The sequence below is a fragment of the Alloalcanivorax sp. C16-1 genome, from assembly GCF_046507805.1.
Classification (GTDB): domain Bacteria; phylum Pseudomonadota; class Gammaproteobacteria; order Pseudomonadales; family Alcanivoracaceae; genus Alloalcanivorax.
On sequence record NZ_JBKFTK010000001.1, the window covers coordinates 109,832 to 130,751 of the forward strand.

A 20,920-nucleotide genomic window follows, 5' to 3' on the forward strand; every position below is an offset into this window, starting at 1 on the left:
TCATGTCGGCGGGCGAACTGACCCAGGATCCGCTCCAGCATCTGTATCGCGGCCATCACGGCTGGCTGCGCGGTTGGCTGTGCCAGCGGCTGGGTTGTTCGGAGACCGCCGCCGATCTGGCTCAGGACACCTTCGTGCGGATCCTTCAGCGCCACAAACGGGAGCGGGATTTCACCATCAGCCATCCGCGCCAGTACCTGCGTTTGGTGGCCAACGGCCTGATGGTCGACCACCTGCGCCGGCGGGCGGTGGAGCAAGCCTATCTGGAGGCCCTGGCGCAACGCCCCGAGGCCGCCACTCTGCCCCTGGAGGAGCGCCAGATCATTCTGGAGACCCTGCAGCAGCTGGATCGCATGCTGGATACCCTGCCCACCATGACCCGCCAGGCGTTTCTGCTGTCGCGCCTTGACGGCCTGACCTACCCGGAAATCGCCGAGCGGCTGGGCGTATCGCTGCGCACCGTGAAACGGCACATGCAACGGGCCTTCCTGGCCTGCCTGGACCAGATGGTCGGGCAGGAAATCACCCCGTGACCGACCGACACACTCTGCTGCGGGAAGCATCGGCCTGGCTGGTACGCCTCGATGCGGGCGCGCTCAGCCTCGACGAACAGGACGCTCTGCGGCGCTGGTATGAGACCAGCGAGGCCCATCGCCGAGTGTGGGAGGCGGCCTGCCAGCTCAACCAGCGTTTCGCCGGCCTGCCGGCGGAGCTGGCCACGCCGGTGTTGCGGCGTCCGCGCCTGCACCGGCGCACCGTGCTGAAGTCCCTGGCCGGCGTGGGCCTGGCCGCGCCGCTGGCCTGGCACCTGGCCAATGATGCGCCCTGGCGGCCCTGGCTGGCCGCACACCGCACCACCGTGGGCGAACGGCGGACGCTGACCCTGGCCGACGGCAGTCTCCTGATGCTCAATACCGACACCGCCCTGGACGTGGTGATCCGCGGCCCGGACCGCGAGTTGCGTCTGTACCAGGGCGAACTGTTCGTGCGCACCGGCCACCGCCGGCCCGGTACGCTGGCGGTACACACGGCCCAGGGCCAGGTGCGCGCACTCGGCACCGAGTTCGCGGTGCGCAGCCTGGAACAGGCCACCCGGGTGACGGTGGTGCGCGACGCGGTGATGCTGACGCCGCTGTCCGGTGCACCGGAGCGGTTGATGCAAGGTCAGGAGGGGCTGTTCTCCGACAGCGCGGTCACCTCGGTGGTGGCGGCGCCCGCCGACCGGCTGTCCTGGCGCCAGGGTGAGCTGGTGGTGGACGGCTGGCCATTGGCTGAAGTGATCGCGGAGCTGGCCCGTTACCGTCGCGGCGTACTGCGGTGCGAGCCGACGGTGGCCGATCTTCGCGTTTCCGGCGTGTTCCAGACCGACGACACCGAACTGGCGCTGGAAGTGCTGGAACAGCTCTTGCCGGTACACATCACCCGGTTCACGGATTTCTGGGTGTCCGTTGGCGCCGCGCCGACCTGAGTTGGCCCCTTTGAGCCCGCTCCCTCGACTAATAGATAAACGTCCATCAAAGATCACTGTCGAGGAAGCCATGCTCCACACTCCTTTCCCGCTCCGCCCGGCCCTGCTCTGCCTGGCGCTGGCGAGCCTGACGCTGACCCTGGCCGGCGCCCCCGCCGCCCGCGCCGACACCGGTTTGAACACTCCGCAAGATGTCGGCGATGTCCGCCACCGGTTCGAGATCGCCGCCGGTCTGATGGCCGCCGCGCTCCATCAGCTGGCGCGGGCCGCCGGTATCACCCTGACCTTCGACCCGGCCCTTCTGGAAGGGCTGCGCAGCGACGGCATTACGGGTATCCACAGCACCGACGAGGCCCTGCGGCGGGTGCTGGCGGACAGCGGTTTACAGGTCGCTCGCAGCGACAATGGCGGCTACCTGATCACCGCGCCCGCCGCGCCGGTGGCCGCCACCCTGGCGCCGGTGACCGTCAGCACCACCCGGGCACCCAGTGAGCTGGGCCGCACACCGCAGAAGATCACCGTGATCGAACGCGAACAAATCGAACAACAGCTGGCCATGACCACCGACCAGTCATCGGTGCTCAGCAGCCTGATTCCTTCCTACGGCCCCAGCCGTCAGAAGCTCACCAACTACGGCGAGACCTTTCGCGGCCGCAAACCGCTGATCCTGATCGACGGCGTGCCCCAGTCCAACCCGCTGCGCGACAGCAGCCGCGAAGGCTACACCATCGATTTCTCGATGCTCGACCGTATCGAGGTGATCCACGGCGCCAGCGCCGAACATGGCCTGGGCGCCACCGGCGGCATCATCAACTTCGTCACCCGCCACCCTGAGGGCGACGGCGTGCATCAGCACGCCGGGGTGCGGCTCAGTGCCGACCCGAAGTTCCCGTCCGACAGCCTGAGCTACAAAACCGACTATCGTCTGCAGGGCAACAGCGGCAACTGGGAATACCTGGCCGGCGTGTCCTACCAGTCCCATGGCCTGTTCTACGACGCCCACGACCGACCGGTGGGCGTGGACCGCAGCCAGGGCGATATCATGGATTCCCGGGGCCACGACCTGATGGCCAAAATCGGCTATTGGTTCGACGACGACCAGAACCTGCAATTCACCGTCAACCGCTTCTTTCTGGAAGGGGACTACGACTACGAGACCGTGGACGGCGACCGCGCCACCGGCGTGTCCACCACCTCCCGGCGCGGCCGCCCGGAAGGCAAGGCGCCACGCAACGAGGTGCTGACCACCAGCCTGGTCTATCAACACCGCGACCTGGGCGGCAACGACCTGCGCGCGCAGCTTTATACCCAGCGTTTCCGGGCCCGCTATGGCGGCGGCGTGTTCGCCACCTTCCAGGACCCGGCCATCGACCCTACCGGCAACCTGTTCGATCAATCGCAGAACGAAGCGGACAAAGTCGGCGCCAAATTCACGCTCAACCGGGCCGGCCTTCTCGGCGGCCTGCTGGGGGTCACCGCGGGCCTCGACCTGCTGCAGGACGAAACCCGGCAGATGATGATACTCACCGACCGGGAATGGGTGCCGGAGACCCGTTTCCGGAACATCGCCCCGTTCCTGCAAACCCAATGGCGTCTGAGCGAACGGCTCAACCTGCAAACCGGCGCGCGCTACGAGTACGCACGCCTGGACGTGGATGACTACACCACCCTGGCCTCCTACGGCGGCGGCACCGACGTCAACGGTGGCTCCCCCAGCTTCGACGAAACCCTGCTGAACGCCGGCCTGACCTATCAACTGAGCAACAGCTGGCAATTGTTCGGCAGTTATGCGGAGGGGTTCGGCATGCCGGACGTGGGCCGGGTGATCCGTGAGATCAGCGTGCCCGACCAGAACCTGGACGACTATCTGGATCTGCGCCCGGTGGTCACCGACAACCGCGAAATCGGCGTGCGCTTCCACCGCGACCGGGTCAGCGTGGAGCTGAGCTACTACCGGTCCGATTCGGACCTGGGCTCACGGCTGGAGAACGTCAACGGCATCGCCGAGGTACGCCGGGAGAAAACCGAAATCGACGGCTGGGAAGCCAGCGCCGAGTGGCGGGTGCTGGACCAGCACACCCTGGGCGCCAGCTACGCCCGGGTACGCGGCGAATACGACAGCGACCAGGACGGCAAGGTGGACAGCAAACTGGACGGCCGTAACGTGGCACCGAACCAGCTTTCGCTGCACTGGCAGGCGAGCTGGAGTGAGCGCCTGCGCACGCGACTGCAAGGCACCCGCTATTTCAGCCGGTCGTTCGACGATCCCGACCAGCATTTCGAGGGCTACAATCTGGTGGATCTGTCCTTGCTGTACCGGCTGCCCAAGGGCGAGCTCAGCGCCGGCATCGAGAATCTGTTCAACGAGGACTACTTCACCTATTTCTCGCAGACCGCCTCGTCCCAGAACAATCAGTACTTCAAGGGCCGTGGCCGCGTCGTCAGCCTCGGCTACGGCCTGGATTTCTAACTGATTACAAAAAACCCGGCACCGCCCAGTCGCCGCCGTCATCAGCCAATACCGCCTCACGCCCCTCCGGGTGAGGCTGGTCCGGGCCGGCGAAGCGCTTGCGGTTCTGGAAGCCGCTGTCGGTGATGTCGAAGGCGCGCACAAAGCCGGGCGCCTCCGACCAGGCCGGCCGATCCAGAATCTCCACCGTGTAAGCCACCCGCACCGCGCGAACGTCGTCCGGCTTCATTATCTCGCCGATGCGGTCCACCGACTGCACGCGCAGGCGCCCGTAGCAGAAGCCGGCCTCCGGCAGAAACACCTGGCGGCCTTGATCAGTGAGCCGGTAGCTTCCGTCCTGCTGGTGCACCAGACCGGCGCTTTCCAGGCCGGCCAGCAGCTCGCCGTTGGAGGGCCCGTCCGGTTGGTAACGGAAGTTCAGCCGCTCCGGATCCGCCGCATAGGGAAACTCATGGAACCGCTTGCCCACGCACTGGGCCGGCAGTTGGTACTGGTCGAAATGTGCCTGTAAGCCCTGTTTGAGTTTTTCGGCGGTGGGCTCACCCGGGCCGGCGCAGCCGGCGAGCAGGGCCACCGCCAGAATCATGACCGCGTTTTTCATGTCGATGGATGTCTCCTTTCATTCCGCCGGCGACAAGGCCGGTGTCCTACAGCAGGCCGTCGATGGGCAGGATGGAAAATACCGGCAGGGAAAGCCGCTGCCACGGAGTGGTGTCCGGCTCGCGATCAAAGCGAATGCGCTCGCCCTCTTTCTCGCCGACCCAGTACAGGTGGCCGCCGTCGTCCAGTTCCACCCGGTAGGCGTGTTTCATCACCCTATCCGGGAAAGCGCCGTGGATTTTGTCGGCCAGCGCCGGGCAGTCGATCACCAGGCCCAGCTCGGTGTTCAGATTGGCGGAACGCGGATCGGCGTTGAACGAGCCTACCACCAACTGCTCGCCGTCCACCGCGAACGCCTTGGCATGAAGGGTGGAACGGGCGCTGCCGTAGGGACCGGCGCGCAGATGAGGCGCATCGCGCGGCCCGTCGCCCCGTTTCATTTCATAGAGCTGCACGCCGCCTTCCAGCAGGTCGCGGCGCCATTTGGCGTAGCCGGAATGCACCAGCGCCACATCGGTGGCGGCCATGGAGTTGGTCAGCACCCGCACCTGAACGCCCCGGTCGGCCAGGCCGGTCAGGTCCTCCACCCCGTCGCGGGTGGGAATGAAATAAGAGGAGATGATGTCCAGCCGCTGCTCCGGATCCCCCACGGCCCGATTCAACTGGGCCAGGAACAACTCCGCGCCTTCCGCCTCGCCCAGCCCCTTGGCCGGGTCGTCCACCACCAGCCGCGTGGTCGCCCAGCACAGCGCCAGTTCGCGATCACGCAGCGCCGCCACCGGATCGCGGTCGCCCAGTTCCTCCAGGTAGTCCGCCCGCGAATCCCCCTCCGCTTCGGGAGGCGGTTCACCGGACCCGTCCACGCGCAGAATGCGCTCCGCCGGATAGGCCGAGTCGCTGCGCCAGTAGCGGTCGAAGGCGTCGGACACCGACGCCACCACCGGGCCCATCACCAGCACATCCAGATCGGAAAACAGCGTCTCCGTGGCGCCGAAGTATTCGTCGGCCACGTTGCGCCCGCCCAATACCAGCAGGCTGTTGTCGGCGATAAAGGTTTTGTTGTGCATGCGCCGGTTGACGCGCGGCAGATCGGTGAGCAGGTCCCAGAAGCGCGGGCGGCGCACCACGAACGGATTGAACAGCCGCACTTCGATGTTGTCATGGGCGTTCAGGGCCGCCAGCAGCGGGTCCATACCGACGGTGTTGTAGTCATCCAGCAGCAACCGTACCCGTACGCCCCGGTCCGCCGCCCGGCGCAGGGCGTCGAACAGCAGCTTGCCGGTGGTGTCCGGCCGCCAGATGTAATACTGCACATCCAGCGTGCGCTGAGCGGCGTCCGCCAGCCGCAGGCGCGCCGCGAACGCATCATGGGGATCGGCCAGCAGGTGCACGCCGGACTGGCCGGGGTGGGCCCGGGTCAACGGCCGGGTCAATTCGCCCAGATCGGTCTCGGCGGCCTGCTCGGCGCTTAAGGCGTGGGAGGGCGTGCGCCCTTCCAGGGACGGCAGGCCGGCGCAGCCACCGAGCAGAAACACCGGCAGCCACAGCAACCATAACAAGGGGGAAAGCCGGCGCCCGCGTACCGGGCCCGGCGGTGTCGATGCCAAGGTTCTCTCGCTCCTGATGTCCGGGGGCTACCATCAAACATCAATAACCGAAGCGGTGCGGGAAGCGGATAACCCGGCGAGAATTTTTTACCGAATTTAGCGCACAACGGGGCGCCCAGGGCCTATTCCTGAATGTCCGCGCCGCGCCGGGCCACCGCGATCTGCAGGCCCTGAACCAGGCAGTAGATCAGGCCGGCGGCGAACGGCGCCACCAGCCAGCACATCCAGTTCTCGAACGCCTTGGCGACGCCGAAGGCCGCCGCCAGACCGGCGCCCACGGAAATAAAATCCGTGGCGGTGGCCACCAGCAGCACCGGCGTGCGTTCGCTGTCGTCGGGCTCGTCCCGTTTCAGGAAGGCGACCATCAGGTTCAGAAACGACAGGGACGCCACCGCCGACAACGCGAAGCCGATCAACTGTAATGGCGTGGGGTCGTCGGCGACGCTGGACACCACCCCATAGCTCACCGTGATCAGAATGGAAAAGCCGAACGCCTGGGCGTTGTGGCTGACCGAGACGCCCAGCCCGTGCAGGTAAAGCTGGGTCCAGGGCATCTTGCCGCCGTGGCGGCGCTTGGAGGTTCGGTTCATCGCTTAGCCGAACGGCCTCACCCCGATCAAGGGACCGTGCAGCCAGAACGCGAACAGCGCCCAGGCCACCACACCCACCACCACGGTAATCACGTCACCCTTGAGGGTACCCGGCGCCGGGCTCACGCCCCGGGCCCGGTCGCGGCGGCGCAGCCGGGCGAAAGCGACGATGGCCCACACCAGAAAGGCGCCGAACAGCACCACATCGCGCAGAAAGCCGATGGACAGCAAATGGCCCAGGGCCCAGACCTTGGTACCGGCCACCATCGGGTGACCCAGCTTGGCGTGGATGCGGTTGCCGGGCACGTAGGCGGCAGCCAGCAGAATAAAGGCGATCAGGGTGAACAGCGCATTCAGGTGGCCCATCCACACCGGCGGCGTGTACAGCAGCACCGGATTCAGGCGCGCCTGCTGGAAGCCCCAGATAATCAGCACGAAGCCGGCCAGGGCCACCAGGCTGTACAGGCCCTTCCAGCCGTTCGCCCCGAAGCGGGCCACCTGGCGGTCGCGCCAGGCCGGCGCGAAGCCGGTGCAGTGAATGCCCAGGAACAGGACCAGGCCGAGAATCAGCATTGTCATCGTTTTTCTCTCTTCGGACGCGGACGGTTGCGCCTATAGTGCCGGAACCGGTGCGCCGGGAGAATAACCCGGCGAAAAATCCGGGTTTTCCGGCGCCGTGCTAGCGACCGGTTTTGCGGTACACCCGGCCGCCGTCTTTCTTCTTGCCGGTGTCCTCGACACCCGGGAAGCACCCCAAGCGCACCAGCCGCAGGAAGGTGTTGCCCAGCTTTACCCGGTCGCCGATGTAGAGCTCATCCCAACCGGCACCGTACACTTGCGGGAAATGGAACTCCCCGGGCGGCCGTTTTTTCAGGGCCGCTTCCAACCGTTGTTGCAGTGCTTCGTTCATGGCGGGTTCCCTGACCCTGTTCCGTTCAAGCCGCTGGCGGGCCGCTCTCATATGTGCACCTCGACCACGCGAATATCGGTGCCGTACAGGCCACGCATGGCCTCCAGAAATTCGGGCTGGAAGGCACCGCCGTGGTCGTTCCACAGGGTGATGCCCAGATTACTGAAAGCCCATGGTGTGTCCGTGCCACCCCGATCAGTGGCGTAGCGGTTGATGTGGAAGCGTTCGCCGCAGGCCGGGCACGCAGGCTCATCGTCCTCGCCGGCGAACCAGGCGCCGATGGCGTCCACTGCGTCCCAGCCCTGGTCGTGGCCGCAGCCCGGGCAAACAAAACTCAGCTCCGTCCCTTCCATGGGATGGAACACCTTGCGCTCGCCGGCGTGCAGTTCCAAGCCCCGGGTAACGCCGTCGTGGACACGGGGGTCCATGGGCTCGATAAACAGCGTCTGAATCTTCGGCGTAAAGGCATAGCCCGGGCCGTCCAGGGTGCAGTCCGACGGTTCCGCCGCCACCATGCCCCGCGCCTGGAACCAGGCCAGGATCTCCCGCGCCTTGGCCTCCGCGTCGGGGTAGTCGCCGGTGTGCACCGGCACGATGTGTGTGCAACTGTCGCTCAACGCTTTCCTCCAACGGCCGCCGGATGCTTAAGTGTGGGTGGAGAATCATGGAGAGTAACGTGGCGCCCGCCGGGTCGCCGCCGAGACGTTCGCTTTTTTGCAGGAGATTGCAATCGTGTCACCGTCCGCCCGCGACATCCTGGTGCTGGGCGCCGGCATGGTCGGCGTGTGCGTGGCCTGGCATCTGCGCCGGCGCGGCCACCGGGTCACGCTGGTGGACCGGGGCGCGCCGGGCCGCGAGACTTCCTTCGGCAACGCCGGCATCATTCAGCGCGAGGCGGTGCGCCCCTACCGGTTTCCCCGCGACCTGCCGACCCTGCTGCGGGTACTGCCCAACCGGGAGATCGACATCCGCTACCGCCCCTCCGGCATGGCCGGCGCCATGGGGCCGCTGTTTCACTACTGGCGCCACTCCGCGCCCCAGAACTACGCGCACATCGTGCCGGCCTACGCGGCGCTGATCACCCGCGCCCTGGATACCCACGACGAGATGATCCGCGCCGCCGGGGCCGACCACCTGATCCGCCAGGACGGCTACCTCAAGGTATTCCGCACCGCCCGTGCCCTGGATGCGGAATGCCATCAAGCGGAACAGAACGCCGCCGGCTACGGCGTCACCTACCGGGTACTGGACCGGGCCGCCCTGGCGCGCAAGGAGCCGGACCTCAGCAAGGGAGGTCTGGCCGGGGCGGTGCACTGGACCCAGCCCTGGACCGTCACCGACCCGGGCGCCCTGGTGGCCGCCTACGCCGACCACTTCCAGCAACAGGGCGGCCACCTGGTGCGCGGCACCCTGGAGACCCTGACACGCACCGGGCACGGCTGGCGGGCGATGGTCGACGGCGAGGCGCTGGACGCCGAACAGGTGGTGCTGGCCCTCGGCCCCTGGTCCGCCCCCTGGCTGGCCCGCCAGGGGCTGCGCGTGCCGCAGTTCGTGAAACGGGGTTACCACATGCACTACAGCAGCCGCGACGGCGCGCAACTGCATCACTGGATCATGGACGCGGAAACCGGCTACCTGCTGGCGCCCATGCGCGCCGGCATCCGCCTGACCACCGGCGCCGAGCTGGCCCCCCAGGACGACCCACCCCATCTACAGCAACTGGACGCCGCCGAAGCCGCCGCCCGCCGCCTGTTCCCCCTGGGGGACCGGCTCGACCCGCACCCCTGGATGGGCGCGCGCCCCTGCACCCCGGACATGAAACCGGTGATCGGTCCGGCCCCCGGCCTGCCGGGCCTGTGGCTGGCCTTCGGCCACGGCCACCAGGGCTTCACCCTGGGGCCGGTGACCGGCAAGCTGCTCGGGCAGATGATGGACGGTGAAGACACCGACGTGGACATGACGCCCTATGGGGCGGACCGGTTCTGATTCAGGCCCGCCGGGAACACCAGGCGTGGATCAGCCCGGCCTGGAAGAACGGCACCGGTAACTCGAAGCCGCCGGCGGCAATCATCGACGCGATCCGGGTCGGCGGCAGCACGCCCACATCGTTGGCGTAGGCATGGCGCATGCGCTCGATCATTTCCGGGGAGACCTCCGAGGTGGCCATCATGGTCATCCAGGCCCGCAGCAGCACCTCGTACTCCGGCGACGCCACATCCGACGCCAGATCGGAGCTGGCCAGCAAGCCACCCGGCGTCAAACGCCGGGCGATCTCCGCGAAGAAGCGGATGCGCTCCGCCTCGTCGAGAATGAACTGGGAGACCAGAAAACAGGTGGCCGCGTCATGCCGCTGGTCGGCGACCAGCGACTCCAGATAGCCTTCGTGGAAGGTGCACCGGTCCGCGAAGCCTTCCCGCTCCGCCTTGCGCCGGCACTCTTCAAGCATGGCGCCGGAGGGCTCCACCGCCACGAAACGCCAACCGGGGTGCCGAGCCGCCAGATGCGCGATCTCCGCCCCGGTGCCCGCGCCGACACAAAGAACGCGCGCGTCGTCGGGTAAATCCGCGAACAGGGAATCCAGCAGAAAATGCAGGCACTCGCGGATCGGCGCGGTCTTCGCCCACTGCGCGTCGTAACCTTCCGCCTGTTGATCGAACAGGGCTTTGATTTGATCCTGATCCATGGGGTGGCTCCCTGGTGAAAAGTAACGGAAGATCGGCCCGCCTCGCCCGGGACGGCAACGCCGTGAACCGGGCAATCGTCAGTCGCCGCGGCCGTAGCGTCCCAAGAACATCGCCACCGCGGACTCCGCCACGCGCTCGCGTTCGGTTTCATCGAGCGGCGGCTGCCCCATCATGATCTGCGGCCAGAGCGCGAAGCTCTTCACCAGCCCCTGCAATTGCTGGCCGGCGAAATCCTCATCCACGCTCCGCAGGCGCCCATCGGCGATGGCGGCGCGGATCCAGCGCACCAGCCCGCCCTCTTTCTCGTCCATACGACCGATGATCTCCCGGGCCCGCTCCGGGGCGTGGATGATCTCGGCCATGGCCACCCGGGCCAGGTCGATGAAATTCGGGTCGCCGAGAAGCAGCAGCTTCTGCAACAGCAATTGCTTCAATTGTGGGGCCAGGGGCCGGTCCGCGCGGTAAGTCAGCGCCACGCCGCCCACGCTGCTCTCCCAAAGTTGTTCAAGAATGCGGGCGAACAGCGCTTCCTTACCGGGAAAATGATTGTAGACCGTGCGCTTGGAAACGCCGGCGGCGGCGGCAATGCGATCCATGCTGGTGGCCTCGAAACCGGCCTGACGGAATTCCTCCGCCGCCGCGCGCAGAATGGCCGCGCGTTTGCGGTCGGTGAGGCGTTGCGGGGATGAGGGCATGGGCACGGCCTGGGCAATCGTGGGCACGGCAAACTTTACACTTGCCAGTTTACTTTTTCAAAAGGCAAACCTACACTGCCCAGTGTACCTTTTCCCATTCCGTCACCAGGAAGCCTGACCATGACCGCCTCCTCCGCCCGCCCGCGTCGCGCGGTGCACCGTTGCCGCACCCGCCGCGACCGCCGGAACAGCACCGGCTTCCCGGAATCACCGCAGCACCGGGAAGGCCGCTTCCGCAATAAGGCGGCGCGCCCGCCGTCTTCCGGCTGGCGCGGCACCTTGAAGCTGATCTGGACGGCACTGTTCGACAAGCCCGCCGACACGGTGCCGGACCGGGCGATTCCCGTTCTGCCCCTGACACGGGCACAACTGGAAGCGGCCGCCGACGGCAGTCTGTACCGGCTCGGCCATTCCACCGTGCTGCTGAAGCTGAACCACCGCTACTGGCTCACCGACCCGGTGTTCAGCAAACGCGCTTCCCCGGTGCAATGGGCCGGTCCGGCACGCTTCCATACGCCGCCGATCCGCATTGAGGAGTTGCCGCCGATCACCGGCGTGATCCTGTCGCACAACCATTACGATCATCTGGACCGGACCGCCATCCTCCGGTTGGCGGAGAAGGCCGAGCATTTCGTGGCACCGCTGGGCGTCGGCGATCAATTGGTCCGCTGGGGCGTGGACGCGGCGAAGGTGCGGCAGCTGGACTGGTGGCAATCCACCGAGATCGAGGGTCTGCGCCTCACCGCCACGCCTGCCCAGCACTTCTCCGGGCGCGGCCTGCGCGACGGCAATCAAAGCCTGTGGGCGTCCTGGGTGATCGAGGCCGCCGAGCTGCGGGTGTTCTTCAGTGGCGACAGTGGCTATTTCGATGGCTTCAAGGCAATTGGTAACGCTTACGGCCCGTTCGACCTGACCCTGGTGGAAACCGGCGCCTACAACGAGCGCTGGACCTATGTGCATATGCTGCCCGAGCAATCCCTGCAGGCGCATCTGGACCTGCGCGGCCGCTGGATGCTGCCGATCCACAACGGCACCTTCAACCTCGCCCTGCACCCCTGGCACCAACCGTTCGAGCGGATCACCGCGCTCGCCGCCGAGCACGGGGTGTCGATCACCACGCCGATGATGGGCGAGCGGCTGGACCTTCACGCACCGGCACCCGGCACGCCCTGGTGGCGCCCGGCGTAATCCACGCGCGGGCTCGCTAACGACGGGACACTTACTCCTGAAGAGAGACCTGGAACGCATAAGGCACTTTCTGCCCCGTTCCCCGCGAAACAAACACGAAACCCGCGGGCGTGCCGTAAAAGTGGTAGGCGCGACGGGACCAGCCTTCGTCGAATCCATGACGCACGGTGGTGATTTTTTTCAGATAGTTCTCTTCTTCATCATACGCCAGCACCAGGTCCGGAACCTGATTGTCCGCCGCCGATGGACCGAACAACACCGGCCCATGCATCTCATAACCCTCCGGCAAGGCGTCGATCGAATAGTCGCTCACATTGATATTGGTATACAGGGTGATATCGATTTCGCCGCGTAGTGTGGCTGGCGGAACATCGAATCGGCCGGGCTGATACTCAACGCGATCAACCGTGAACTTCAAGGGCGCATCGCGATCATCCGGATCATACTCATAGAGCACCTTCCCACTCTCATCCAGGAGCGCCAGAGCATTCACGTCATCAAAGCGTTCGAAGGTGGAAACCAGACGATTACTCATCCGGTCCGGAAAATGGAAGTAAACCTTGTCGGTAACCTCAAAGCCGGGCGTGCCGATATCCTCGCCCGCCACGAATGTGGGCGTGATCAACGACGCCAGCTCATCCGGCCTGGCTTCCAGCGGCTGGTTCAGCAACCAGTCGGCGGCATCATGATCGTAAACCCGGGCCGTCACGCCAAATGGCTTCGGCTCATTCAGATTATCCGGCACCTCGAACTGCACCGGCGCCATATCCAGAGGCACGGTGAGCACGCTTTCCTTGGCCAGACCGGGTATGCGCAACTGGATGCGACTCGGCGTGCCGCGGAACGCGACCTCGTAGTAAAGTTCCGGATGATCCTCATCGAGTAGATTACGCTGTTCCCGAACCACGCGCTCCAGCATGTCTTCGTCATCCAGCTCGCCGGCCTCGGCCGCCTTGATCAGCGTTTCGAGCACGTCCAGCATACCGCCTTCGCGGCCCTCGGCCCCCTGGGAGCTACCGCTGCGCGAGAGAAAGCGGCCGCTCTCGTCACTGGCTTCCACGACCATCGAATCCAGCACCGCGTCTACATTCTCCTGATCAAAATCCTTCGGCAAACCGACGATCAGCCGCGCTCGATGCCCGTCTACCTCCTTGAGAGTAAAGCGCCAGTCCGCCACCGCCTTTGTCTCACCCACCTCGGCGGCGGTGAACGCCAGCGTCGGCAGCGCCTCAGGCACCTTGAGCGCGAGCGTTCCCCGCGCCCGAACCACTGGCGCGGGCCGCGGAGGAACCTGCCCAATCGGCAGGTTACGATGTCGTTCCAGCTGCGTTTCCAAACGCTGAAAAGAGCTATTCCATAGCACGATCGGGCCAAGATCCGTCTGGTCGGCGAAGGGGTCACGCTCCACCACCGACAACGCCGTTCCGTCTTTCAACGTTACCGATTGCCATTCCAGTCGGCTCTCGAAGGGATATTCAAAAGGTGGCAGCACGCGGGTTTCCGCCGGGCGATAACGCAGGTCACTGACCAGCAGCAGGCCGGCGGCCCATTGTTCCGCCATGTCCCGTGGATTCTCATAGTCGTCCAGGATCGTGAACGCCGATGGCTGGTATTCCACTTGCTCGGGGGGCACTTTTTGCTCCAGCTCCGAGCGCTCGACCCAGAAGACCATGTCGTTCAGATGAGTCAGTGTGCGCCGCGCCTCTTCATCGCTGATGCCGTCGATACGTGCCTGATACGCCTTCTGTTTTTCCTCCAGCGCCTGAAGTTTCTCTTCCGAGGTTCTCTCCGCGCACCCGATCAGAAAAACAATCATCCACAACAGCCCGAAGGAGGCTCGCCGCACTATTTCCATATAAGAATTCCCAAGGCCCGAGTAAGGAATACAACCGCCGCCGGCATTCCCTGTGTTCCGCTCAATGCGTGTCTGGCGTATCTCGGCAGGCGGCCCACGCACCCACTTCCGGGTGGCATGACCGCCCCGGCACGACCCGGTGTCACCGCACCCGGTAGATGCCGCACAGCTTGTTGCCGTCCGGGTCCAGCACGTAGCTCAGGTGCATGGCGCCCATGGCGCTTTCACGCAGCCCCGGCGGATCTTCCACGGACCGGCCACCGTGGGCCACGGCCACATCGTGGAATTCCTTCACCTGCTCCGGGGAGTCGCACTTGAAACCGATGGTGCCGCCATTGGCGCCGCAGGCCGGCTCGTTGTTGATCGGCTGAGTGATGGCGAGGGTGTTGCCGTTGTGCCGGTAGAACAGGCGCATATGACCGGTGGGCGATTCGTTGCGCACCGGCTCGCCGGCGCCCAGCACGCCGAGCACGGCGGTGTAGAAGCGCTCGGAACGATCAATGTCGCTGGAACCGATCATGATGTGGTTGAACATTGTGCTCTCCTTTGTTGTTGGCAAACTGCCAGCTTTTGTCGTTTGGCCAGAGACTATATCGGAACTCCGATCAGTCCGCCTGCCACCGCAGTGAGGCGGTGGCGGAGGCCACCAGCACCACCGGGAACAGCGGCTCTCCGGTGGGTAGGGTGACCCGGGCTTCGCGGTCGTCGACACGGATGTAAACCGCGCCCTCGGCGCCCCGGACCAACTGAACCCGCATGGTCCGCGAACCCGGCTCGCCGGTGATCAGCGTCACCTGCTTTTGAATTTTGCCCGCCTCGATCACCTGATAACCGCCACTCAGCGTCTCCGAGTCCCGATCCGGTGCCGACACAAAGGCTTTCACCTGCCGCTGCTTATCGATGGAGGTAAAGCCGGCGGTCACCCAGGGCGACCAGTCGGTGCCTGTTTTCAGTTCATCGAGGGTCACTGCCAGGGTCAGACGGGATTGCCCGGCCTCGCCAAGAAACGGCACCACGAACTCGCCCTCCGGCGCCACCACCACCTCGGGCGCGACCGAGGACGCCAAGGGTAAATAGTCCACGTCATATCGCTGCTCGCAACCAACCAGTGCGAGTATCAGCAGGCCCCACGCCAGCCTCTTCATCCTTCCCCTCCCAAAGACGTTCAACCCGGGGTGTCTCCACCACAGGCAACGTGATCTGAAATTATGGTTTCAACTTGCGGGTTCGAACACCGCCGGGTTCAAAAATACCCGTTCGGTGAGAAAGCGGCGATCCACCTCGCCCAGTTCTGCTTCTTCCATCACCGCCGGCAGATTGTCGCGGATCAGCGCGACCTGTTCATCGATGATCGCGCCGGCCTGATCCAGTGACAGCAGGAAATGACGCGCGGCACCCCGGCAAACCTGTAGATTGCTTAGACGACGGCTGTCGTCAATGAGCATTGCCTGGGATGCCTCGTTACCGGTGCGGGCCTGGGGACAGATGTCGTAGGCCGGAGTCAGAGCCAGGGAGCCACCGTCCCAGAAGGCGGCGTGATTGCGGGCGTGATCATCGGTATTCCCGCACAGCACGTTAAAGACGAGCCGGCCGAACAACTCACGCAAGGTGGCGGCGGGCTCATGAAAGCGGTGGCGGATAATCTCCGCCAGGGTTTCGTAACTGGCATAGCGCGCCATCATTTCGTCGAGCCCGAACAGCGTCAGGGCGGACACCATCGCTTTACGAATCCAACCGCTCTCGGCCCGCGTCCGGTCAAATCGCTCCACAAGAAGCACGTCCTTGCCGGCGACGCGTTCCAGCAACACCGGGGCCACCCGCAGACCAACACGGGCCGCCAATCGCATGGCCACATACTCCGCCTTCACCACATTATAGGTGTCGGTACTGGAAGAGAACTTGGCGATGTACTTGCGCTGGTTGCTTTCAATCTCCGCCTTGGGCCGGGCACCGCCCAGGGAACTGCCGTGGAACAGAGTCAGGTCCAACGACGGCGGCAAGCTTTGACCCGCCTCCACCAGCGCCGCGGCCTCCAATAATTGCTCAAGCGAGGCGCCGGCGGGGGAGCGGGCCAGGTACTCGGTGGGCGAGCGCTGGAAATCCAGGGCACCGGGGCGGTCGGAACCGGACTGAAGCAGGTAGGTCAGCTCATCGAGCTGACCGACGTCCGGCTCCGCACCCCGGGCACCCAGCAGCCGGTTCAGCACCACCCGGCGCCCCCAGGCATCCGGCGCGCCATCCCGCAGGCAGCCGGCCAGGGCAAGCCCCGGCAAGGGCGGGATGGCGCCGCGCCGTAAAGGCAATTCGGGCAGGTACAGCGGTATGGCGTTCTCGCGTTCCAGATAGCTGCGGCCGTAGTTGAACGACAGCCGGTCGCCATCGCGATAAACCCGGCCCGCCACCACCGGCTCGACGCGACCGGGCAGCCACACCCAGACATAGGCTTCCCGAGGGTCAGAAGTCATCCTTCACCTTCCTGTCCGAGGTGCGCACCGACCGGGGCAGTAACCGCAACGTGTACTCCGTCTCCGCCACCCGCGCGGCCAATTCCGTTGGCGACGCGTCGAACAAGGGGACGCCAACGATGCTCGCCACCTCAAAAACGGCGCCAATGGCACAGCCCATCTCTCCCCGCTCAATGCGTTGCATTAAGCCCCGGGAGATGGCGGCGCGCTCCGCCAGTGCCTCGGCGGTGAGGCCCTGCTCGATGCGGGCACGGCGGATCAGCCGCCCAAGAAGCTGGACGGCATCGCGACTGTAGCGGGAGTACGGGCGGTTCTCGGGTTTCGACATGATCCAATAATAAACCAATATGATTCTTTGTGATCAATTTATAGACCTTTTAGCTCTAATACAACCTACCCTTCGGGTCTCCCCTGCCGGCCCGGCCATGAACACGTTCGACCTTAGTCTTAACCGCCCTTCCTGGCGTAGTATCGGGAAGACACCGCTCGTAAGCTGTGGGCAGTCTCGATAACAGCAATAAACCACCGTGAACATCAGGAGAGACCCATGCTATCTCGCACTCTGATACTGGCCGCCGCCCTCGGGCTGTCCGGCGCCCTGCTGGCCGGCTGCAGCGACAACGGCAACGACGCCGCCAAGAAAGACGCCGACACCGGCAATATGGCCGGCAGCGCCACCGACGAATCCGCCCAGGCCGACGCCGGCCAGCAGGAAGTGAACCTGATCTTCGGGACCGGCGGCACCTCCGGCTCCTACTACCCCATCGGCGGCGCCCTCAAGCCGATCTTCGAAGCCAGCGACATGATCGGCGGGGTGCAGGTGGTGTCCACCGGTGCCTCGGTGCAGAATATCCAGAACATTCAGGACGGCCTGAACCAGATCGCCATTGTCATGAGCGACGTGGCCTACGACGCCGTCAACGGCAAGAACCAGTTTGAAGGGGCCAAGGCCGACATCGCCACCCTGGCGGGCCTGTACCCCAACGTGGTGCAGATCGTGGCCACCGCGGACAGCGGCATCCAGGGCGTAGCGGACCTGAAGGGCAAGCGCGTCGGCGTGGGCAAGGTCGGCTCCGGCGTGGAGCAGAGCGCCCAGAAGGTACTGGAATCCGCCGGGCTCACCTATGACGATCTGGCCCGGGTCAGCCACACCGGCTACGCGGACAGCGTCACCGAGATGAGCAACGGCAACCTGGACGCGGCCTTCTTCACCTCCGGGGTGCCCAACTCCAGCATCACCGGCCTGATGCAGACCAGCGACGTGACCTTCGTGCCGGTGGAAGGCGAAGTGTCCGACAAGCTGCTGGAGGCCTACCCCTACTACGAGACCTACACCATCCCGGCGGGCAAACCCGAGCGCTACGGCCTGGATAACGCGGTCACCACCGTGGCGATCCGCAATATCCTGATCGTGCCCACCTCCATGGACGAAGCGGTGGCCAAGGAACTGACCAAACGCTTCGACGACTACCTGGGCTCCGACAAGGTGTCCGTGGGCGCGCTCAAGGACATCGACCCGGCCAGCATGGACGAGAATCTGGTGGTACCGCTGCACCCGGGCGCCAAGGCCTATTACGACGACCGCGAAGGCGCCGGCGACAGCAACGACGACTAAAGTCCGAGGCCGCCGGCGATGGCGGGTCTTCGCCGCCGAGGGTGGCCGGGCGGGTGGCTGGCGCTGGTCGTGGCGCTGTCAGTGGCGGGCGCCACGGCGGCGCTGCTGCCCCTGCCCTGGCTGATGGTGCTGGACGGTGACCGGGCGCGCTTCGCCCTGCCCGGCCCCGCCGGCACCCCCTTCGTGGTGCGCTGGACCCATTCCGTGGAGAAGGAAGACTGGGAAGAACGGTTCCGGATCGAACCGGACGGCGGTCTGATGCTGGTGGCCACCCGCTTCAAGACCTTCGGCGCCGGCGTGCCGGATCAGGCCGGCACGGACACCCGCCTGGAGAACGGCTGGGTGATCATGGACGGCATCCACCGCCCGGTGGACCCGCTCAACGTGCAGGCCGCCGCCACGGAGCATTATCGGCTGCGTTACCGGGGCGTTACGCTGATACTGGCCGACCCCGGCCCGCCGAAGGTGCTGACCTTCACCACCCGTGACGCCCCCCTGTTCACCATGCTGCCCGCCCTGCTGCGGGCGGCGGCAAGCTGGAGAAGCCCATGAGCCAGTTATCCCCGCCGCCGGCCCCGGACGACACCGATCCGGCGGTCAAGGAAGCCCTGGAAAAGTACGACCGCGAGAGCGTGGTCCGCGACGCCCTGCCGCGCTGGACGGTGGTGTTCGTCACCACAGTGTGCGTACTGCTGGCGGCGTTCCATCTTTACACCTCGTTCTCCGGGCCGCTGGTGGACGTGGCGCAACGCAGTATCCATCTTTATACGCTGCTGGCACTGACCTTTATCCTTTATCCGATCACCAAGAAGGGCGTGCGCGACCGGGTGCCCTGGCTCGACCTGCTGCTGGCCGCCGCCGCCTTTGGCATCGGCATCTACATGCTGGTGGTGGCGGACCGGGTGATCGCCTCCGGCGGGCGCGTCAACACCACCGACATGATCGTCGGCGCGGTGGCGATCCTGATGGTGCTGGACGCCACCCGCCGGGTCACCGGCTGGGGCCTGACCCTGCTGGGCGTGCTGTTTCTGATCTATGGCTTTTACGCCAAGCTGTCGTTCTACCCTGAACTCAACCAAAACATCGTGCTGGCCACCGGCCGGCAGATCATGTCGCACCTGGTGTTCATCACCGAAGGGCTGCTGGGCACCGCCATCGCCGTGTCCGCCAGCTACATCATCCTGTTTATTCTGTTCGGTGCCTTTCTGGTGAAATCCGGACTGGGCCAGTTGTTCAACGACCTGGCCCTGGCGGTGGCCGGCCACACCCGGGGCGGCCCCGCCAAGGTGGCGGTGCTGGCCAGCGGCCTGCTCGGTTCCATCAACGGCTCCGCCATCGCCAACGTGGTCACCACCGGCGCCTTTACCATTCCGTTGATGAAGCGCACCGGCTACAAGCCCAACTTCGCCGGCGCCGTGGAAGCCTCCGCCAGCGTCGGCGGGCAGATCCTGCCGCCGATCATGGGCGCCGCCGCCTTTATCATGGCGGAGGTGTTGTCGGTGCCGTACACCCAGGTGATTCTGGCCGGCATTATTCCGGCGTTGCTGTTTTATCTGGGCGTGCTGTTCCAGGTGCACCTGCGCGCCATGCGCAACGGCCTGGAAGGCATTCCCCGCTCTCAGCTCACGCCGATCCGCGAAGTGCTGCTCAAACGCGGCCACCTGCTGGTGCCCATGGCGGTGCTGCTGTGGCTGCTGTTCGAAGGCCGCGCGCCCTTCTTCGCCGCTTTCTGGTCCATCGCCGCCACCGTGCTGATCTGCGGCACCCGCCGGGTCACCATCGGCCTGAGCGTGCTGCTGGCGCTACTGATCTTCGAGCCGCAACTGCGCGCCCTGGCCCTGGGCCACTCGATGCCCAACATGCCGGCCAGCCGCTGGAGCCTGTTCGCGGTGATCGCCCTGCCGGTGGTGATCAACGCCCTGCGCGCCCGCCTGGGCCTGGAAGCGGAGAAAATCGACCTCGCCGACTGCCGCGACGCCATGACCAACGGCGTGCGCAACTCGATCCCGGTGGCCCTGGCCTGCGGCGCCGTGGGCATCGTGGTGGGCGTGGCCACCCTCACCGGCATCGCCCTGGACGCCGCCGACGCGGTGGTGCAGCTGGGCCAATCGATCCCGTTCCCGACCCTGCAGCTGCTGGTCACCCTGCTGCTCACCATGATCGCCTCCATCGTGCTCGGCATGGGGCTGCCCAGCATCCCCACCTACATCATCACCAGCACCATGGCCGCGCCGATCCTGCTCAACCTGCCCCTGTTCCGCGAGCTGGCCGGCAGCAACGACACGGCCATCTTCGTGGCCCACATGTTCGTGTTCTACTTCGGCATCTTCGCCAACCTGACACCGCCGGTGGCGCTGGCCGCCTACGCCGCCGCCGGCATCAGCGGCGGCTCGCCCAACGCCACCGGCTTCCAGGCCATGAAGCTGGCGATCGCCGGCTTCCTGGTGCCGTACATGTTCGTGTTCGCCCACAGCATGCTGATGATCGACGCCACCCTGGCCAACACCCTCTGGGTGATCGTCACCAGCGTGATTGGCGTGCTGCTGCTGGCGGTGGCCGTGGAAGGCTATCTGCGAAGACCACTGAGCCCGCCCTGGCGGGTGCTCGCCCTGGTGGGCGCCCTGGCGCTGATCTACCCGGGCCTGTGGAGCGACGCCATCGGCGCGGTGGCGGCGGTGGTGCTGTTTTTGCTGGCCAAACAAAAGGGGGAGATCACCGATCCGGTATGAAGGGCGCCTCTCGTGGATGTCGGCATGGATGCCGGGGCCCGGCG

Annotated in this window: 21 protein-coding genes; 8 read left to right on the forward strand and 13 right to left on the reverse strand. The window is 65.7% G+C overall.

Going from position 1 to position 20,920, the window contains the following annotated elements:
* Positions 1–2 precede the first annotated feature (2 nt).
* The 3 genes from ACLD0W_RS00540 (at position 3) to ACLD0W_RS00550 (ending at position 3,938) form a co-directional block, all read left to right on the forward strand.
* Complete coding sequence (locus ACLD0W_RS00540) at positions 3–533, forward strand: sigma-70 family RNA polymerase sigma factor (RefSeq protein ID WP_410305571.1); 531 nt, start codon at positions 3–5, stop codon at positions 531–533.
* Positions 530–1,468, forward strand: a complete 939-nt coding sequence (locus ACLD0W_RS00545) for a FecR domain-containing protein (RefSeq protein ID WP_410305572.1) — start codon at positions 530–532, stop codon at positions 1,466–1,468. The genes ACLD0W_RS00540 and ACLD0W_RS00545 overlap by 4 nt, the downstream gene beginning before the upstream one ends.
* Before the next feature lie 70 nt (positions 1,469–1,538).
* Positions 1,539–3,938, forward strand: a complete 2,400-nt coding sequence (locus ACLD0W_RS00550) for a TonB-dependent receptor domain-containing protein (RefSeq protein WP_410305573.1) — start codon at positions 1,539–1,541, stop codon at positions 3,936–3,938.
* A 4-nt stretch (positions 3,939–3,942) separates the two neighbouring features.
* Here ACLD0W_RS00550 and ACLD0W_RS00555 read toward each other — a convergent pair whose 3' ends face one another.
* From ACLD0W_RS00555 to ACLD0W_RS00580, 6 genes are all read right to left on the reverse strand, one after another.
* The gene (locus tag ACLD0W_RS00555; RefSeq protein WP_410305574.1) at positions 3,943–4,539 is read right to left on the reverse strand and encodes a hypothetical protein; all 597 of its coding nucleotides are present in this window, start codon (positions 4,537–4,539) and stop codon (positions 3,943–3,945) included.
* A 46-nt stretch (positions 4,540–4,585) separates the two neighbouring features.
* Complete coding sequence (locus tag ACLD0W_RS00560) at positions 4,586–6,145, reverse strand: phospholipase D family protein (RefSeq protein ID WP_410305575.1); 1,560 nt, start codon at positions 6,143–6,145, stop codon at positions 4,586–4,588.
* Between the two features lie 122 nt (positions 6,146–6,267).
* Positions 6,268–6,735 carry a hypothetical protein gene (locus tag ACLD0W_RS00565; RefSeq protein ID WP_410305576.1) on the reverse strand — a complete coding sequence of 156 codons (468 nt, stop codon included), beginning with the start codon at positions 6,733–6,735 and terminating at the stop codon, positions 6,268–6,270.
* Positions 6,736–6,738: 3 nt separating this feature from the next.
* Positions 6,739–7,314: an NnrU family protein gene (locus ACLD0W_RS00570; protein ID WP_410305577.1), complete on the reverse strand. Its 576-nt coding sequence runs from the start codon at positions 7,312–7,314 to the stop codon at positions 6,739–6,741.
* 100 nt (positions 7,315–7,414) lie between these two features.
* Positions 7,415–7,645, reverse strand: coding sequence for a DUF1413 domain-containing protein (locus ACLD0W_RS00575; protein WP_410305578.1), 231 nt, complete (start codon positions 7,643–7,645; stop codon positions 7,415–7,417).
* 47 nt (positions 7,646–7,692) lie between these two features.
* Positions 7,693–8,262, reverse strand: a complete 570-nt coding sequence (locus ACLD0W_RS00580) for a hypothetical protein (protein ID WP_410305579.1) — start codon at positions 8,260–8,262, stop codon at positions 7,693–7,695.
* 115 nt (positions 8,263–8,377) lie between these two features.
* Between ACLD0W_RS00580 and ACLD0W_RS00585 the strand changes: the two genes are divergently transcribed.
* Entirely contained in the window at positions 8,378–9,631 is a 1,254-nt protein-coding gene (locus tag ACLD0W_RS00585) for an NAD(P)/FAD-dependent oxidoreductase (protein WP_410305580.1), read from the forward strand.
* 1 nt (position 9,632) lies between these two features.
* Here ACLD0W_RS00585 and ACLD0W_RS00590 read toward each other — a convergent pair whose 3' ends face one another.
* On the reverse strand, positions 9,633–10,328 hold the full coding sequence (locus ACLD0W_RS00590; RefSeq protein ID WP_410305581.1) for a class I SAM-dependent methyltransferase: 696 nt from the start codon (positions 10,326–10,328) through the stop codon (positions 9,633–9,635).
* A gap of 78 nt (positions 10,329–10,406) precedes the next feature.
* Positions 10,407–11,024, reverse strand: coding sequence for a TetR/AcrR family transcriptional regulator (locus tag ACLD0W_RS00595; protein ID WP_410305582.1), 618 nt, complete (start codon positions 11,022–11,024; stop codon positions 10,407–10,409).
* 120 nt (positions 11,025–11,144) lie between these two features.
* Between ACLD0W_RS00595 and ACLD0W_RS00600 the strand changes: the two genes are divergently transcribed.
* The gene (locus tag ACLD0W_RS00600) at positions 11,145–12,212 is read left to right on the forward strand and encodes an MBL fold metallo-hydrolase (protein WP_410305583.1); all 1,068 of its coding nucleotides are present in this window, start codon (positions 11,145–11,147) and stop codon (positions 12,210–12,212) included.
* A gap of 31 nt (positions 12,213–12,243) precedes the next feature.
* Here ACLD0W_RS00600 and ACLD0W_RS00605 read toward each other — a convergent pair whose 3' ends face one another.
* The 5 genes from ACLD0W_RS00605 to ACLD0W_RS00625 form a co-directional block, all read right to left on the reverse strand.
* Complete coding sequence (locus ACLD0W_RS00605) at positions 12,244–14,028, reverse strand: hypothetical protein (protein WP_410305584.1); 1,785 nt, start codon at positions 14,026–14,028, stop codon at positions 12,244–12,246.
* 181 nt (positions 14,029–14,209) lie between these two features.
* Positions 14,210–14,602: a VOC family protein gene (locus ACLD0W_RS00610; protein WP_410305585.1), complete on the reverse strand. Its 393-nt coding sequence runs from the start codon at positions 14,600–14,602 to the stop codon at positions 14,210–14,212.
* A 70-nt stretch (positions 14,603–14,672) separates the two neighbouring features.
* Positions 14,673–15,212: a hypothetical protein gene (locus ACLD0W_RS00615; RefSeq protein WP_410305586.1), complete on the reverse strand. Its 540-nt coding sequence runs from the start codon at positions 15,210–15,212 to the stop codon at positions 14,673–14,675.
* Between the two features lie 69 nt (positions 15,213–15,281).
* The gene (locus ACLD0W_RS00620; protein ID WP_410305587.1) at positions 15,282–16,532 is read right to left on the reverse strand and encodes a type II toxin-antitoxin system HipA family toxin; all 1,251 of its coding nucleotides are present in this window, start codon (positions 16,530–16,532) and stop codon (positions 15,282–15,284) included.
* A complete protein-coding gene (locus tag ACLD0W_RS00625) occupies positions 16,522–16,860 on the reverse strand; it encodes a helix-turn-helix domain-containing protein (RefSeq protein WP_410305588.1) in 339 nt (112 codons plus the stop codon). Before ACLD0W_RS00625 ends, ACLD0W_RS00620 begins: the two co-directional genes overlap by 11 nt.
* Positions 16,861–17,079: 219 nt before the next feature.
* On the opposite strand from ACLD0W_RS00625, the gene ACLD0W_RS00630 reads away from it, so the two are divergent.
* The 3 genes from ACLD0W_RS00630 to ACLD0W_RS00640 all read left to right on the forward strand — a co-directional run bounded on the left by ACLD0W_RS00630 (position 17,080) and on the right by ACLD0W_RS00640 (position 20,876).
* Entirely contained in the window at positions 17,080–18,147 is a 1,068-nt protein-coding gene (locus ACLD0W_RS00630) for a TAXI family TRAP transporter solute-binding subunit (RefSeq protein ID WP_410305589.1), read from the forward strand.
* A gap of 69 nt (positions 18,148–18,216) precedes the next feature.
* Complete coding sequence (locus ACLD0W_RS00635) at positions 18,217–18,699, forward strand: DUF1850 domain-containing protein (RefSeq protein ID WP_410305590.1); 483 nt, start codon at positions 18,217–18,219, stop codon at positions 18,697–18,699.
* Positions 18,696–20,876: a TRAP transporter permease gene (locus tag ACLD0W_RS00640; RefSeq protein ID WP_410305591.1), complete on the forward strand. Its 2,181-nt coding sequence runs from the start codon at positions 18,696–18,698 to the stop codon at positions 20,874–20,876. The genes ACLD0W_RS00635 and ACLD0W_RS00640 overlap by 4 nt, the downstream gene beginning before the upstream one ends.
* The last annotated feature ends 44 nt before the right edge of the window (positions 20,877–20,920 follow it).

Excerpts from the sequence above, each read along its gene's own strand:
- ACLD0W_RS00550 (WP_410305573.1), top strand. The coding sequence starts at position 1,539 with ATGCTCCACACTCCTTTCCCGCTCCGCCCGGCCCTGCTCTGCCTGGCG.
- ACLD0W_RS00625 (WP_410305588.1), bottom strand. The coding sequence starts at position 16,860 with ATGTCGAAACCCGAGAACCGCCCGTACTCCCGCTACAGTCGCGATGCC.
- ACLD0W_RS00640 (WP_410305591.1), top strand. The coding sequence starts at position 18,696 with ATGAGCCAGTTATCCCCGCCGCCGGCCCCGGACGACACCGATCCGGCG.
- ACLD0W_RS00540 (WP_410305571.1), top strand. The coding sequence starts at position 3 with ATGTCGGCGGGCGAACTGACCCAGGATCCGCTCCAGCATCTGTATCGC.
- ACLD0W_RS00605 (WP_410305584.1), bottom strand. The coding sequence starts at position 14,028 with ATGATTGTTTTTCTGATCGGGTGCGCGGAGAGAACCTCGGAAGAGAAA.
- ACLD0W_RS00615 (WP_410305586.1), bottom strand. The coding sequence starts at position 15,212 with ATGAAGAGGCTGGCGTGGGGCCTGCTGATACTCGCACTGGTTGGTTGC.
- ACLD0W_RS00600 (WP_410305583.1), top strand. The coding sequence starts at position 11,145 with ATGACCGCCTCCTCCGCCCGCCCGCGTCGCGCGGTGCACCGTTGCCGC.
- ACLD0W_RS00620 (WP_410305587.1), bottom strand. The coding sequence starts at position 16,532 with ATGACTTCTGACCCTCGGGAAGCCTATGTCTGGGTGTGGCTGCCCGGT.
- ACLD0W_RS00590 (WP_410305581.1), bottom strand. The coding sequence starts at position 10,328 with ATGGATCAGGATCAAATCAAAGCCCTGTTCGATCAACAGGCGGAAGGT.
- ACLD0W_RS00570 (WP_410305577.1), bottom strand. The coding sequence starts at position 7,314 with ATGACAATGCTGATTCTCGGCCTGGTCCTGTTCCTGGGCATTCACTGC.
- ACLD0W_RS00565 (WP_410305576.1), bottom strand. The coding sequence starts at position 6,735 with ATGAACCGAACCTCCAAGCGCCGCCACGGCGGCAAGATGCCCTGGACC.
- ACLD0W_RS00595 (WP_410305582.1), bottom strand. The coding sequence starts at position 11,024 with ATGCCCTCATCCCCGCAACGCCTCACCGACCGCAAACGCGCGGCCATT.
- ACLD0W_RS00610 (WP_410305585.1), bottom strand. The coding sequence starts at position 14,602 with ATGTTCAACCACATCATGATCGGTTCCAGCGACATTGATCGTTCCGAG.
- ACLD0W_RS00555 (WP_410305574.1), bottom strand. The coding sequence starts at position 4,539 with ATGAAAAACGCGGTCATGATTCTGGCGGTGGCCCTGCTCGCCGGCTGC.
- ACLD0W_RS00575 (WP_410305578.1), bottom strand. The coding sequence starts at position 7,645 with ATGAACGAAGCACTGCAACAACGGTTGGAAGCGGCCCTGAAAAAACGG.
- ACLD0W_RS00630 (WP_410305589.1), top strand. The coding sequence starts at position 17,080 with ATGCTATCTCGCACTCTGATACTGGCCGCCGCCCTCGGGCTGTCCGGC.